This window comes from Klebsiella sp. FDAARGOS_511 (assembly GCF_003812845.1).
Classification (GTDB): domain Bacteria; phylum Pseudomonadota; class Gammaproteobacteria; order Enterobacterales; family Enterobacteriaceae; genus Klebsiella; species Klebsiella grimontii.
In genome coordinates this window covers 1,735,320-1,749,253 of the sequence record NZ_CP033824.1, presented here as the reverse complement: position 1 = coordinate 1,749,253, position 13,934 = coordinate 1,735,320, and the positions used below count along the sequence as shown (strand labels likewise).

The 13,934-nt window shown below is 55.8% G+C and carries 12 protein-coding genes and 1 pseudogene; 5 read left to right on the top strand and 8 right to left on the bottom strand.

Annotated features, from left to right (window positions below; genetic code table 11):
- Positions 1-90: 90 nt before the first annotated feature.
- The 4 genes from EGY08_RS09450 to uxuA form a co-directional block, all read right to left on the bottom strand.
- The gene (locus EGY08_RS09450; RefSeq protein ID WP_123828440.1) at positions 91-1,083 is read right to left on the bottom strand and encodes a helix-turn-helix transcriptional regulator; all 993 of its coding nucleotides are present in this window, start codon (positions 1,081-1,083) and stop codon (positions 91-93) included.
- Between the two features lie 154 nt (positions 1,084-1,237).
- Positions 1,238-2,014, bottom strand: a complete 777-nt coding sequence (uxuR, locus tag EGY08_RS09445; protein ID WP_004129229.1) for a Uxu operon transcriptional regulator — start codon at positions 2,012-2,014, stop codon at positions 1,238-1,240.
- Between the two features lie 137 nt (positions 2,015-2,151).
- Entirely contained in the window at positions 2,152-3,627 is a 1,476-nt protein-coding gene (locus tag EGY08_RS09440) for a fructuronate reductase (RefSeq protein ID WP_112165899.1), read from the bottom strand.
- Between the two features lie 76 nt (positions 3,628-3,703).
- Positions 3,704-4,888: a mannonate dehydratase gene (gene uxuA, locus EGY08_RS09435; protein ID WP_004129234.1), complete on the bottom strand. Its 1,185-nt coding sequence runs from the start codon at positions 4,886-4,888 to the stop codon at positions 3,704-3,706.
- Between the two features lie 583 nt (positions 4,889-5,471).
- Here uxuA and EGY08_RS09430 point away from each other — a divergent pair.
- The 5 genes and pseudogenes from EGY08_RS09430 to EGY08_RS09415 all read left to right on the top strand — a co-directional run bounded on the left by EGY08_RS09430 (position 5,472) and on the right by EGY08_RS09415 (position 9,382).
- On the top strand, positions 5,472-5,729 hold the full coding sequence (locus tag EGY08_RS09430; RefSeq protein ID WP_004129235.1) for a YjhX family toxin: 258 nt from the start codon (positions 5,472-5,474) through the stop codon (positions 5,727-5,729).
- A gap of 10 nt (positions 5,730-5,739) precedes the next feature.
- Positions 5,740-6,291 carry a GNAT family N-acetyltransferase gene (locus EGY08_RS09425; RefSeq protein WP_049115078.1) on the top strand — a complete coding sequence of 184 codons (552 nt, stop codon included), beginning with the start codon at positions 5,740-5,742 and terminating at the stop codon, positions 6,289-6,291.
- Positions 6,292-6,302: 11 nt separating this feature from the next.
- Positions 6,303-6,782 (top strand): annotated as a pseudogene (locus EGY08_RS31060) (class I SAM-dependent methyltransferase); the annotation flags it as partial.
- Positions 6,783-7,190: 408 nt separating this feature from the next.
- Entirely contained in the window at positions 7,191-7,937 is a 747-nt protein-coding gene (locus EGY08_RS31055) for an SAM-dependent methyltransferase (protein WP_117085590.1), read from the top strand.
- A 395-nt stretch (positions 7,938-8,332) separates the two neighbouring features.
- Positions 8,333-9,382 carry a LacI family DNA-binding transcriptional regulator gene (locus EGY08_RS09415; protein WP_123828439.1) on the top strand — a complete coding sequence of 350 codons (1,050 nt, stop codon included), beginning with the start codon at positions 8,333-8,335 and terminating at the stop codon, positions 9,380-9,382.
- Between the two features lie 43 nt (positions 9,383-9,425).
- On the opposite strand, the gene EGY08_RS09410 is transcribed toward EGY08_RS09415, so the two are convergent.
- The 4 genes from EGY08_RS09410 to EGY08_RS09395 form a co-directional block, all read right to left on the bottom strand.
- A complete protein-coding gene (locus EGY08_RS09410) occupies positions 9,426-9,845 on the bottom strand; it encodes an RbsD/FucU family protein (RefSeq protein ID WP_049115076.1) in 420 nt (139 codons plus the stop codon).
- A gap of 48 nt (positions 9,846-9,893) precedes the next feature.
- Positions 9,894-10,658, bottom strand: coding sequence for an SDR family NAD(P)-dependent oxidoreductase (locus tag EGY08_RS09405; RefSeq protein ID WP_123828438.1), 765 nt, complete (start codon positions 10,656-10,658; stop codon positions 9,894-9,896).
- A gap of 119 nt (positions 10,659-10,777) precedes the next feature.
- Positions 10,778-12,652: a TRAP transporter large permease subunit gene (locus EGY08_RS09400; protein WP_004129256.1), complete on the bottom strand. Its 1,875-nt coding sequence runs from the start codon at positions 12,650-12,652 to the stop codon at positions 10,778-10,780.
- A gap of 71 nt (positions 12,653-12,723) precedes the next feature.
- Positions 12,724-13,767: a TRAP transporter substrate-binding protein gene (locus EGY08_RS09395; protein ID WP_123828437.1), complete on the bottom strand. Its 1,044-nt coding sequence runs from the start codon at positions 13,765-13,767 to the stop codon at positions 12,724-12,726.
- Positions 13,768-13,934 lie beyond the last annotated feature (167 nt).

The following is a 13,934-nucleotide window of genomic DNA, read 5'->3' as shown; positions in this document are numbered from 1 at the left end:
TGATGCTCTCTATAACTATGCGCAATGCCAGGATACGTATGCGCGCTGCCAAAGCCGCTGACTATTTTTCGCAAAAAGAGGAAAAATGGATTAGCCCGCCTTTTGCACATCGCAGGGCGAGATGCCGTAGCGCCGACGAAAAGCGGTCGAGAAGTTGGTGGCGTACTGATAGCCCGACATCCAGGCCGCCTGCTGTACGCTATAGCCCTCAAGCAGATAGCCTCTTGCCCGTGCCAGGCGGCAGTCGCGCAGGTAGTCGAAGACCGAGCAGCCGTATGCCTGGCGAAACTTACTGCGTAAGCTGCTGGAGCTCATCGCCGCCCGCTGGGCCAGCTCGTTCAGGGTGTAGTCGTTTTCCGGCGCCTGCTCCAGCAGGCGGCGAACCCTTTCCAGCCGCTGCCGTTCGCCGCCCGCCGGGGCGATATGCTTCGTGCTTTCGTCCTGGCATACGCTCAGCCCGTGACCAAACAGCTGAAGAATCAGCCCCTCCAGCATCAGCTGGCGGGAAACGCGGCCAGGCGAACTCTGCTGCGCGTACTCTAGCCCGCTCAGCAGAAAACCCGGTATCTGCCAGATCAGCGTTGGCGTCTGGCATCTTTCCCATTCGCGCATCAATGAATCGAGCAGGCCGTCGCGCCACGCGCCGTCCGGGTAGAGTCCGAGGGAGAGCGTACGTAGTCGACTGTCGGCATCGTGGCGGGCGCGCATCGTCTGCTGTTCGCTAAGACGCGAAGTGAACGCCATCCCGGAACGGACGAGGTGCTGCTCCCCGTTGAGGGTCAGGGCGACACAGCCTTCCAGCACCACCAGCATATAGAGCGGGCTGCTGTGGCGGGAGGTGGTCTCATAGGGCTGCAACACGTGAACATCAGAATGGGTGACGCACATTCCGCAGGGCAGCGTCATCTCTTCCACTTCTCCCCGCAGCACAGGGCTGGCGTACGAGGGCTCCGGCGTTTGCCGCAGCAGCGGGAAGCGGTAGTCGATACCGTATCGTTCACCAAACGCCATAAACTCGCTGACGGAGAACGTTTTTCTCGGCGCCCGGCGGGCGGGTTCGTTGTGCGTCGTTGTCTTGTTCATGCGGTTGTCGGCACCGGAGAGGGGGCGTCATCAGATAGGGTAACTTTACCATTACGCGGGCAGAGCGACAATAAAATGAGAATCATTATCAATGATTGCGGCGTCGCGGCAAGGGGCGCGTGGATGGGCGATGTCCGCGCGCTTGTAGAAGAGGTCAGGCGTCCGCGTTGTCCAGCGGCCAGGAGTCAAACAGATAGCCGTCGAAGTAAATATCGTCGACGTTGGAGAACTCCAGCAGGCGCCGTTTAACGTTTTCCAGATGTTGCCACATGGCGAGCTTGGCCGCCCGGGCGTCTTTTTTGATTAAGGCGGCGAGGATCCGTTTATGATCCACCAGCCACTCCTGGCGGTAGTGAGTATCGCCGAGATGGCGGTGCAGCTGGATCCACATGGGATTATTCTCCCGCCACTGCCATGACTGGCGGAACAGCTCTACCAGCATACTGTTATGAGTCGCTTCGGCGATGGCGAGGTGAAACTGCATATCGCCGCTTTCGGAGCCGCCCGGCGCGCTGCTGGCCAGTTCGCGCTCTTCCAGCTGTAAGGCCTGGCGCATTTTGATGATATCTTCCCGGGTCGCCTGCAGGGCGGCAAACTCGGCGATATTGCTTTCCAGCAGCTGGCGGGCCTGCAGCAGTTCAAACGGACCGGCGTCATTGCAGTGGTTCATGTCCGCGCTCTCCGCCGCGCCTTCTCCGGCGGCGTTATCGAGCACGTAGATCCCGGCGCCGCGGCGCACTTCGACCAGCCCTTTAATTTCCAGCATGATCAGCGCTTCACGAACTACGGTACGGGTGACGTCCAGCATCTCGGCGATCTCGCGCTCCGGCGGTAAGCGATCGCCGGGGCGATAGGGCGTCTTGACGATCAGATCGCGGATCAACGCGCCGACTTCCTGGTAGGGTCTGTGCTGAGAAGTTTGTGATTTCATGATGTTATGTTGTGAGATGCGATAGCCCGGTGGCTGACTATAGCATCTGGCCGCCGGGTTGGCATCTCTCTGCGCTGAGAGAGGGAAAACGGGTCAACCACGCTGTTGTTCAGTTAACCCGTGACAGGGAGAGGTTATTACAGGCCGGCGCCGAGCGTCGCCACGCACGCGCGGGCGCCGCGTTCGCACAGCTGCTGGTACGCCTGCGCCACCGCCGCCACGAAATCGCTGTTGTCCGGCAGATCGTGGGCAAAAATTCCGCTTAGCGCCAGCAGCGCCGCGACGCGTTCCGCGCCCTGATAACGCTGGTTGATCGATTGGATATCCGCCAGCAGCGGGTCGACGACATCAATCGGCTGCCCCTGTTCGTCGATCGCCTGGGTGTAGCGCATCCAGCCCGCCACGCCGAGCGCCAGGTGACGCCAGCTGCTGCCGTTTTGCAGATGCAGACGGATTGGGTCAAGCAGGCGCTGCGGCAACTTCTGGCTACCGTCCATGGCGATCTGCCAGGTACGATGGCGCAGAGACGGGTTGCTGAAGCGGGCAATCAGCAGCGTGGCGTAGGCCTGAAGATCGGTGCCTTCCGGCATCGACAGCGTCGGAGCCTGCTCCTGCATCATCAGGGCGAAAGCCGCTTCGCGGTATGCCGGGTTGGTCATGGTCTCGGCAATGGTTTCATAGCCGCCGAGGTAGCCAAGATAGGCGAGGAAAGAGTGGCTGCCGTTGAGCATCCGTAGCTTCATCATTTCAAACGGCACCACGTCTTCAACGAACTGGGCGCCGACTTTGTCCCACTCCGGGCGGCCGTTGACGAAACTATCTTCAATCACCCACTGGCGGAACGGTTCGCAGGCGATAGCGCACGGATCGTAGACGCCAAGCTGGTCGGCAATCTCCTGTAGGGTTTCGGGCGTCGCTGCGGGCACGATGCGGTCAACCATGGTGCACGGAAAGGTGGCATGGGCTTCAATCCACGCCGCCAGCTGCGGGTCGCGCGCCTGGGCCAGGCCAAGCACCGCCACTTTCGCCACGTGGCCATTCTCGCGGACGTTATCGCAGGACATCACCGTAAAGGCCGCAAGCCCCTGCTCGCGGCGCAGGCGCAGCGCTTCGACGATATAGCCTATGGCGGATTTCGGCGTCGCCGGATGGGCGAGGTCGTGTTGAATCAGCGGGTTGTTGAGATCGAGCTGGCCGCTGGCCGCATCGGTGCAGTAACCTTTTTCCGTTACCGTCAGGGAGACGATAGCCGTGTGCGGGCGCGTCATGGCGCGCAGTATGCCCTCGCAGCCGTCGATTTCCGGATGCAGCGCCTCTTTCATCGAGCCGATAATTTTCAGCGCGGTGCTGTCAGCGCCTTTCTCCGCCACGGTATAAAGCAGATGCTGATTTTTCAGATTCTCAATCAGGACACGGTCGTTGCCCGGCATCAAGTTGACTTCGCAGATGCCCCAGTCGCTGTCGCTGGTTTCCAGCAGATGATGGGTGTAAAGCGCTTGATGCGCGCGGTGAAACGCGCCGCAGCCCAGGTGTACGATGCGGGATTCCAGGCGAGAACGATCCCACGCAGGGCGTGTAACCGGCAGGTTGCTGTCGGCAAGGGTGGCAGTCATAGCAAACTCCAGGATGGGCCGCAACAGGCGACCGAAGGGATAAAGGCGGGGCGCTGTCGGCCCCACCAGTCAGGAATTAGCGGCTAAAAAAAGCGCGCTGAATCGCCAGCTCAACGCCGCGGACCTCAGCCAGCCCTTTCAGGCGCCCAATCGCGGAATAGCCGGGGTTGGTTTTCTTTTTCAGGTCGTCGAGCATCTGGTGGCCGTGGTCAGGACGCATCGGGATAAGATCCTCTTTGCCTTCCGCTTTACGGCGGTGCTCTTCTTCAACAATCGCCTTCACCACTTCATACATGTCCACGTCGCCATGCAGATGCGCGGCTTCGTGGAAGGTTTTCGGGTTCTCTTCGCGCAGCGTAGATCGCAGGTGGGTGAAGTAAATGCGCGGGCCAAACTGCTTAATCATATCAACCAGATCGTTGTCGGCGCGGACCCCGTAGGAGCCGGTGCACATGGTAAAGCCGTTCGCCATGCTGTTCACCGTATCAACCATCCACTGCATATCTTCAATGGTCGAGACGATGCGCGGCAGGCCGAGAATCGGGCGCGGCGGATCGTCCGGGTGTACCGCCATACGTACGCCAACCTCTTCGGCAACGGGGATAATCGCCTTCAGGAAGACGGCGAAATTCTCGCGCAACGCGGCTTTATCGATATCTTTATAGGTCGCAAGGTGCTGGCGGAACTGGTCGAGGGTATAACCCTCTTCCGCACCCGGCAGACCGGCGATGATGTTGCGGGTCAGGCGCGCTTTATCTTCATCGCTCATGGCGGCGAAACGCTGATTCGCCTGGGCGACTTCTTCGGCGGTGTAGTCCGCTTCCGCGCCCGGACGCTTGAGGATATGCAGCTCAAAGGCGGCGAATTCAATCTGATCGAAGCGCAGGGCTTTGGAGCCATCCGGCAGGACGTACTCAAGGTCGGTACGGGTCCAGTCGAGGACCGGCATAAAGTTGTAGCACACGGTGCGAATACCACACTGGGCCAGATTGCGCAGGCTCTGCTGATAGTTAGCGATCCACTGCGCGTAGTTGCCGGTATGGGTTTTGATCTCTTCGTGAATCGGTACGCTTTCGACCACCGACCATACCAGGCCGGCTTCTTCCACGATGGCTTTACGCTTGAGGATCTCGTCAACCGTCCACACTTCGCCGTTCGGAATATGGTGCAGGGCGGTAACCACCCCGGTCGCGCCTGCCTGACGGACGTCAGCTAAAGTGACCGGATCGTTAGGGCCATACCAGCGCCATGTCTGTTCCATGCTTAACCTCTTCACGTTGTTGACCTGCTTCAGGCCGCTGCTTTGATGGGAGCGTCGGTTCCGGTCAACCATCGTAACGGAGGAGAAACCAGACGATATGGCGTATAAGTTCCTCCAATTGGTCGAACAAGTCAACCATGTAAGGTAAATTGGTAAACCAAAGTGTGATGGAGATTCGCTAATGGCATAGGTGAAGGGCCCGACGTCATTTCAGACCCGTTGAGTAGCGCCTATAGATCCTGCTGAAGCTCAGAAAGGTATAGGGTCCCGCGCGTCATGCCTGTATAAATGGTTAACCAATGGCGTCAACATGTCGACCATAAGTGCCAGGAAGCGTATGGGCTCGCTGCAGATCACACTTTTTGACTATAACGATTTCCATATAAAAACTGCGTGTTATTATTTCGCTGGTAAATACCTTTTCAACTCTCACCGAGGCTTTGATGCTGGAGAATGTCATCATCAGATAATCAGCTTCCCGACCTTTTCAGGCCGGACTGGTTATCGCTGCGCTTAAACCTTACGCGAACACCTGCGGGTGTTGGCTCGTTTTTACGCATGATGATTAACAGGTTTCTTCAGTATGAATCTATCCCGTCAGGAACAACGTACCTTACACGTTCTCGCTAAAGGTGGCCGGATCGCGCACGTTCGCGATACATCAGGCCGCGTCACCTCCGTTGAATGCTACAGCCGCGAAGGGCTCCTGCTCAGCGACTGCACGCTCGCCGTTTTCAAAAAACTCAAAACCAAAAAGCTGATTAAGTCCGTCAACGGACAGCCCTACCGCATCAATACCACCGGGCTGAACAACGTCCGCGCACAGCTGGACAATCGCTAAGGAGCCTCTGATGACAAACCACAGCTTCACTTTTCATGTCGCCTCTGAAGGCGATACCGATGACATTCTCAATGTCGAAACCCGGGCTTTCGGCTACAGCAAAGAGGCCAGGCTGGTGGCCTCTTTGCTCAACGATGAGAGTGCCAGCCCGACGTTATCGCTGCTGGCCAGGCATAACGGAAAGGCGGTTGGGCATATTTTATTCACCCGGGCGATGTTCAAAGGGGAGCCGGACTCGCCGATGATGCACATCCTTGCTCCCCTGGCGGTGGTGCCGGAATACCAGGGCGCGGGCGTTGGCGGAGCGCTTATCCGGCACGGCATTGAGCAGTTGAAAGCCATGGGAAGCCAGACGGTATTTGTTCTGGGCCACGCCACTTACTACCCCAGGCACGGGTTTGAGCCATGCGCGGGAGATAAAGGCTATCCGGCGCCTTATCCGATTCCCGAGGCGCATAAAGCCTGCTGGATGCTACAGCGGCTTTCGTCTCAGCCGCTGGGGCGAACGGGCCAGATACAGTGCGCCCGGGCGTTAATGAAACCCGAGCACTGGCGCGAGTAATCAATAAGGAGATGATGATGACTATTGGCACGATTATTACAGGTTCCAGGCATATCACGTTGTCATCCCAGGAGCGCAAAATCCCCTGGGATGAACCGGCGTTTAGCCAGCGTATGCTGGAGAACCATCTGTCGCAGGAGCACGACTGGGCCAGCCGCAGGCAGGCGGTTATCGAACAACAGGTGGCGTGGATTGCCGGACAGCTGCCCGCCGGCGCCCGCATTCTCGACCTCGGCTGCGGGCCGGGTCTTTACACGCGCCTGCTGGCCGAGCGCGGCTTCTGCTGTACGGGCGTGGATTTTTCACCGGCGTCGATCGCCTGGGCCCGGCAGCAGGCGCAGGCGGCCGGGCTTGATATTGTCTATCACCAGCAGGACGTTCGCGACTGCGCGCCGGAAACACAGTTTGATTTCATCATGATGACCTTCGGTGAACTGAACGTGTTCAGCGCAGCTGAGGCTCGCTCGCTGGTCAACCGCTGCGCGCAGTGGCTGGTTCCGTGGGGAAAGCTGCTCATCGAGGTTCATACCTATGCGGAAGTTAAACGTCAGGGAATGGCCGAGCCCGGCTGGCAGCGCTGTCCGCAGGGGCTGTTTCTGGATATTCCGCACCTGCTTCTGACCGAGCACGCCTGGGATCCGGCGGAGCAAACCAGCTCCACGCTGTTCATGGCGATTGAAGAGAGCGGCAAGGTGACGCGTTTCGGTAGTCAGATGACCGCATGGCGTGATGATGCTTATCTCGATCTGCTGCGTACGGCGGGTTTGACCACCATTACCCGTCCGGATGAGGCGGAATGGCCGGTCAGCGAAACCTTTGCCGGTAAGCTGTACGCGCTGCTGGCCGAAAAAAACGTTCCCGGTTCTCTTTCCGCAACACCCATAAAAGGAATTCAACCATTGGATATCCCACGTATTTTCACCATTAGTGAAAGCGCTCACCGCATCCATAACCCGTTTACGCCGGAAAAATATGCCGCCCTTGGCCGCGTGCTGCGGATGAAGGCCGGAACCCGCATACTCGACCTCGGCAGCGGATCGGGGGAGATGCTCTGTACCTGGGCGCGCGATCACGGCATTCGCGGCATCGGCGTCGACATGAGCGCGCTGTTCAGCCAGCAGGCTAAGCTGCGGGCAGAAGAGCTCGGCGTTGCTGACCGCGTGATGTTTATTCACCAGGACGCCGCCGGTTATGTGGCCGAGGAAAAATGCGACATCGCCGCCTGCGTGGGCGCGACCTGGATCGGCGGCGGCGTCGCCGGGACTATCGCGCTGCTGAGCAAAAGCCTCAAGCCCGGCGGTATGCTGCTGATCGGCGAACCGTACTGGCGGCAGGTACCGGCAACGGAAGAGATAGCACAGGCCTGTGGCGCCTCTTCGCTCGCCGACTTTCTGACGCTTGCCGATCTGGTCTCCTCTTACGATGCGCTTGGCTATGACCTCGTCGAAATGGTACTGGCGGACCAGGAAGGTTGGGACCGCTACGAAGCGGCGAAATGGCTCACCATGCGCCGTTGGTTAGAGGAAAACCCCGATGATGACTTTGCGTCAGAAGTCAGGGCGGAGCTGACGATGGCGCCAAAACGCCATGCGACTTATACGCGTGAATACTTTGGCTGGGGCGTGTTTGCGTTAATCAAGCGGTAGTTGAAATACCCGGCATAGCAGGAAGGCTATGCCGGGGTATCGCGCTTAATGTTGCGGATGTTCTTTAATAAACAATGTCTGTACGAAGAAAATTGCCCCAAAAGTGATAATCAAAGCGACTCATGGCGTGAAGGGATGAGTCATCCGTAAGCTCTGCAAAAAGCGAATGAACTTCGTGCGGAATGATGGCGGACTCGCCCATCGACGATCCGCCTGTAAGCAAGTTTGAAGAGCATATGGCCTGGTATAACAGAATTTTTCTCCCGTCCAGGCAATAGCATTGACAGCATCGTCTGTAACGTTACACTAAACCGTTGTAGTGCATAATTTATAATAAGATGGCAGCGTTGACCCTCATGCCTGATGCCATTCATTCATTGCCGTAAAGGAGAGGTATGGCGAATATTCGTGATGTCGCAAAACACGCAGGCGTATCCGTGAGCACCGTATCCAATGTGCTGAACGGTCGTACCGATCAAATGCGGGCTGAAACGCTGACTCGCATCCAGCAGAGCATGCAGACGCTGAACTACTTTCCGAATCGTGTGGCGCAACAGTTAAAGACCGGCCAGGCCAAAATGATTGGTTTACTGGTGCCATCGATAGTTAATCCGAGTTTCGCGGCGCTGGCGCGTGAAGTGGACCTGGCAGCGAAAGAGCGGCACTATCGAGTACTGATTGGTAATACCTATCGGCAAATCGAAGAAGAAGAAGAAGCATTTCTGGATGATATGTTCTCCCATGGCGTTCGGGGGATTATCGTCGCCGCATGCGATATCGAAAAACCGCATTTTGCTCGCGCGGTAGAGCAGGGCATGGTGATGGTGAACTATGATGGCCGTATGCCTGCGCGGGCACAGACGGGTAATTTTTCCCTCGATAGCATCTCAATGGACAATATTGCTGCAGGGCGAATGGCCGCAGAACATCTTATCGCGCAGGGGTGTCGTCGTCTGGCGTTTGCCACCGTGGCCGGAATGACGCCGAGCCGCGCACACAAAATAGAAGGGTTTCTTTGCGCGGTAAAAGAGCAGGGGTTATACCGCGATGGGATGATCGTGGAAGGACAGGCGATGGCGGCCTATGGCGACACAGAAATGACAGAACTGGGGCGCGCGCTGGCGTTAAAAATCAGCCAGCAGTCCAACCTCCCGGATGGTATCGTGGCGATTAACGATGCGCTCGGTATCGGACTGATGACCGGCCTGCACCAGGCGGGAATCAATATACCCCAGCAAATATCTATTGTAGGCATCGATAACATCTCACTTTCCGGGCTGATTTTCCCAGGGCTCACTTCTATCATGCCGCCGCTGAAAACGATGGCAGAGGTGATGGTAGACCGATTGATTATGCGGATAGATAACGCATCTATCCCGCCTGCCGAGTTTTTATTCCCTCCATCGCTGGTTTCCCGACAATCTGTGCGTAGTGCAGATACCTGAGGTTAGTACGACAAGAGAAGAACAGCCTGTTCTTCTCTTTATTTCATACCAGCGTTGGGGCGACAGTCAGCAGAATATTGGCGAAGCGGCGCGTTTCACCGGAAGCGATGACCAGGATCGTGTCCGACGTTTTCGCCTGTAAATAAAATGCATTGCGCTCAACATGTTCAAATTCGATAGTTGCTGCTAGCAGGCTCCGATACTCACGCTCGATAGTATTATCGAAATCCGCCGGACTATTCATCAACGTAGCTTTTTCAACATTTATATACTGGAGGATTTTCTCGAGAATAATCACGCTACCAATCAGTCCCGGTGAAAAATTAAGCCATATAATACGTGCCTGCGCGGAGGTATTGGTTAAAAAAGAGTAGTTAGCGTCAGCGATTAAAATGTTCGCCTTATGCCCGCATTGTGCCAGTGCCTGTAATAAATCAGGATGAATAATATCTGCCTTGATCATATACCCTACCTTTTATACGCTGGCGGGTATGCATACCCGCCATATTTTTTAAGCCCGATAAACCCCGCCATTGATATCGATGGTCGCGCCGGAAACAAAACCACCATATTCGGACGCGAGGAAGCAAATGACCCTTGCCACATCTTCCGGCGTGCCCGCCCGTCCCAAAGGGATCTCCTGAATTGTCCGATCGGCTGAGGCCTGGGTCGTATGTTGGTTATGAAAACGCGTTCCCAGAATTAACCCTGGCGCAACGGCGTTAACGCGTACGCCATATTCACCTAATTCCGCGGCCAGCGAGCGTGTCCATGTCAGTACGGCACCCTTGGTGGTGGAATAAACCAGAGAGCCGGCATGCCCGCCAGAACGTCCGGCCAGGGAAGCCAGGTTAACGATACTTGCGCCCTCAGGGGCCGCCTTCAGCCAGGGCAGCGCCTGTTGGGTGACGTTCATCATCGTTGTCATATTCACATCGATAACGGTGCGCCAGAAATGCGGTTCAATCTCTCCCAGCCATTTGCGGGCAATAATACCGCCGACGTTATTGACCAGAATATCAATGCCTCCCAAAAATTCCGCCGCATTCGCCACGCAGCGCGCGGCATCTTCCTCATTGGTTAAATCAGCGAAACCGCAGGCCGCGCGAGAACCCTGCTGTTCGGCTAAAGCGATTAACTCCTGTGGGCCCTCTTCACCACTGAAATAATGTATATAAATATCACATCCGGCCTCGATCAGTTTTCTCGCACTCTCTTTGCCAATACCTTGTTCGGCACCGGTAATAAAGGCTTTCTTACCCGTTAATATTCCCATTGTATACTCCCGTTATACAGCGTTAGACGGTGCCAGATTTATTATCTGGCATGGTGTTAGCGTTTTATTTGCATGGGTGTCCCTGCCATCTGAGCGTGGCAAATAGCAGGATCTAATAATTAATAGCCGGCGAGCCCTGGCAACCAGGTGGTTAAAGGAGGGGCCATGGCGACAATAATGATGCCGACAAAAACCACCGCCAGATATTTCGCCATGGGTTTAATCACATGTTTCATCTCCACGCCGCAAATAGCGCAGGTGGTATATAACCCCAAGCCGATAGGCGGGGAAAACAAGCCAAAACCCATCGCCATGATCATCACGATGCCAAAGTGCAAGGGATTAAAACCAAGCTGAATGGCAATAGGCACCAGGATGGGAGCGAAGATAATCAGCGCTGGCGCGCCTTCGAGAACTGCGCCAAAGATAATCAGAATCACAATGGTTAATATCAGGAACAGCCAGGCACCTTGCTCCATACCAATTCCGACCAGCAGTTCAGCGATCTGCTGGGGGATCATTTGTATCGTCAGGGCATAGGACAAGCTGGTAGCGCAGGCCACGATGAACAGTAAGACACCCGACATCGCTGCAATATCAACAAACATTTTTATCGTCGCTTTCAGCGTCAGCTCACGAAACGCCAGTCGGCCCACTACAATGGCGTAGATGACGGCAAAAGCTGAAATTTCCGTTGATGTGGCAATCCCCATCATCACTCCGCGACCAATCATGAATATCATAACCAGACCGACGGCGGCGCCGAGATAAAGCTGGGTGCGCGGGCGCAATACCGGGTACGCTTCGCTGACGTTGATTTTCCCGCCAAAGCGGTTGGCGGCCACCATTAACAGCACCAACAGGCAGGCTGCCGGCACCAGACCGGCGATAAACAGCGCGCCGATAGAGATATTGGCGACGAACCCCATTACAATCAGGTTCACACAGGGTGGAATGGTTTCTGCCATTACCGCAGATGCAGCAAAGACCCCGGCGGCCTCTTCACCGTCTTGTTTCGCCCGGCGTACTGCGGGCATTAACACGCCGCCTACTGCTGCCACATCTGCCAGCTTTGAACCCGAGATGCCGGAGAAGAAGGCCATCGACAGCACGGTTGTCATATTCAGCCCGCCGCGAAAGCGCCCCATGCCACGCACAATAAGCTCCACCAGACGCGTTGACATGCCGTTGATTTCCATCGCCGCACCGGCAAGTAAGAAGAATGGAATTGCCAGCAGGACAAAGTGATCAACGCCTGCCGCGACCTGCTGTGAAAAGAAAACAAACGGCAGGGAAGGGTCGCAGATAAAAAATACCATTGCCGACATGCCGAGCGTGAAGGCAATGGGCACACCGGCCAGGATGCCTAAGACAAAGCAAATCAGCATGAGTCCGGCAGCCGCGCTGGCTGGATCGGCCATCAGCGAGAGTTTCAGATACCCCAGTGCCGCCAGCGCCAGGATCCCTGCGCCGCTGAGCAGAACGATCTTCGCACGTTCGCGTAGGGCATGTTCCAGCGCAGCCACCATCATCACCACGGAGCCGATCAGGACCGGGATCACATAGATGGTTTGCGGTAAGCCCGTTTCGGTGGTTTGTAGCCGTGCAGCCTGGACGAGATCGTAGCTGGAGATGACCAGGCCGACGGAGACCAGGAACAGGATCCAGCGACTGGCATGCACGACATACGGTCGAATGGCATCAGGTAGAAAGCGCAGGAAAAGATCGACGCCAATATGTCCTCCTCTGCCGGTTGAGGTGGCGACACCAAAAAAGACCAGCGCTATCATCAGCGCGCGCGCCACCTCTTCCGCCCAATGAATGGGCGAATGCAGCGCATAACGCCAGATAACGGAAGCAAATACCACCAGGACGTTGATAAATAATACCAGCGCTCCGGCCCAGGAGGTGAAGCAGGTTAGGCCTTTGCTTATCTGCCCCAACAGCGTCAACAAAGTATTTTCATCCTTTGTTTTCAGAGAGATCTCAGCCATGATGAACTCCTCACATGGTTTATGGCTACGCCGACGGCCCGACTGAACCGAGCGGACCGACGATTCCCGGTTCAAGGTTTAGCGCTCGACGCCGTAGCGCTGAACTCTTCCATCATCGGTTTTAAATCAGGATATTTATCAAGGAATGCCTTCCAGACAGGCTGTACGGCGTGCGCAAAGTAAGCGCGATCGGTTTCCCGGAAGGTCACTCCTTTAGCCTGGAGGTTTTTAATCGCCTCAAGCTCTTTTTGACTGGCCTGCTGACGTTCGTACTCGGTGGCTTCTTTTGCCGCGGCCAGCACGTCTGCGCGTAAGGGTTGCGGAATTTGCTCGAAGCTTTTCTTGTTCATGGCAATCATCAGCGGGTTATAGCTGTGGCGAGTCAGTGTACCGTTTTTGATAATTTCATAGTATTTGCTGGCGTAGATGGTTGGGGCATCGTGTTCCACTCCGTCGATAACGCCCATTTGGAGGCTGGAATAGACTTCCCCGCCCGGCATGGGAATGGCAACGGCACCCATGTGATTTAGCGTGGCGATAAAGTTGGGAACCGGCAGCACGCGGATTTTCAGGTTTTTTAAATCCGCCGGTTTTTCAATCACCTTTTTGGTATACACGTTACGTGCGCCGAGGTTATAGCCATAGCCCAGTACCATAACGTTTGCTTTATCCATCATCAGGCTGGAAAGCTTTTCGCCGACTTTGCCATCCAGTGCTTTTCCGACCTGAGCGTAATCTTTAAACAGGTACCCCAAATCCAGAACGCCAATTTCGGGTACCAGTGTCGCCCAGATTGAAGTGCCTGAAATCATCATGTTAATGGCGCCGATTCGCACCTGCTGAGTGGCATCAGCCTCTTTGCCCAGCATCGCGTTTGCGAAGTAATTGAGCTTAATCTGGCCTTTTAACCTCTCGTTTTTATTGATATTTTCCTGAAAACGGTTGAACCAAATATAGTGTGCGGAAGAATCATCAGCCGGCAAAGAAGAGTACACACGAAAATTGATGGCGGCCTGTGCTGAAGCGGTCAGCGCACTACCAGCTATGAGTGCGGTACCGAGGCAAGCGAATGCCAGAAAAAGTCTGGCGGAACGAAGCAGTTTTGTTTTCATCATGATTATCCTTTCTCACAGTGTAGGGGTCGCGATAAGGCTCTCTGGCATGGCTAAATCAGCCAGTAGGTTTAACGAAAAAGGGGTGTTTCTTTCTTCTGTAACGTTTTAGTGTAACGTTACAGACGCTAACGGACTCATTCTGCAAATGCAAGATGCTTGCTATATCA

Coding starts and splice junctions, on each gene's coding strand:
- EGY08_RS09450 (WP_123828440.1), bottom strand. CDS start 1,083: ATGAACAAGACAACGACGCACAACGAACCCGCCCGCCGGGCGCCGAGA.
- uxuR (WP_004129229.1), bottom strand. CDS start 2,014: ATGAAATCACAAACTTCTCAGCACAGACCCTACCAGGAAGTCGGCGCG.
- EGY08_RS09440 (WP_112165899.1), bottom strand. CDS start 3,627: ATGACTGCCACCCTTGCCGACAGCAACCTGCCGGTTACACGCCCTGCG.
- uxuA (WP_004129234.1), bottom strand. CDS start 4,888: ATGGAACAGACATGGCGCTGGTATGGCCCTAACGATCCGGTCACTTTA.
- EGY08_RS09430 (WP_004129235.1), top strand. CDS start 5,472: ATGAATCTATCCCGTCAGGAACAACGTACCTTACACGTTCTCGCTAAA.
- EGY08_RS09425 (WP_049115078.1), top strand. CDS start 5,740: ATGACAAACCACAGCTTCACTTTTCATGTCGCCTCTGAAGGCGATACC.
- EGY08_RS09415 (WP_123828439.1), top strand. CDS start 8,333: ATGGCGAATATTCGTGATGTCGCAAAACACGCAGGCGTATCCGTGAGC.
- EGY08_RS09410 (WP_049115076.1), bottom strand. CDS start 9,845: ATGATCAAGGCAGATATTATTCATCCTGATTTATTACAGGCACTGGCA.
- EGY08_RS09405 (WP_123828438.1), bottom strand. CDS start 10,658: ATGGGAATATTAACGGGTAAGAAAGCCTTTATTACCGGTGCCGAACAA.
- EGY08_RS09400 (WP_004129256.1), bottom strand. CDS start 12,652: ATGGCTGAGATCTCTCTGAAAACAAAGGATGAAAATACTTTGTTGACG.
- EGY08_RS09395 (WP_123828437.1), bottom strand. CDS start 13,767: ATGATGAAAACAAAACTGCTTCGTTCCGCCAGACTTTTTCTGGCATTC.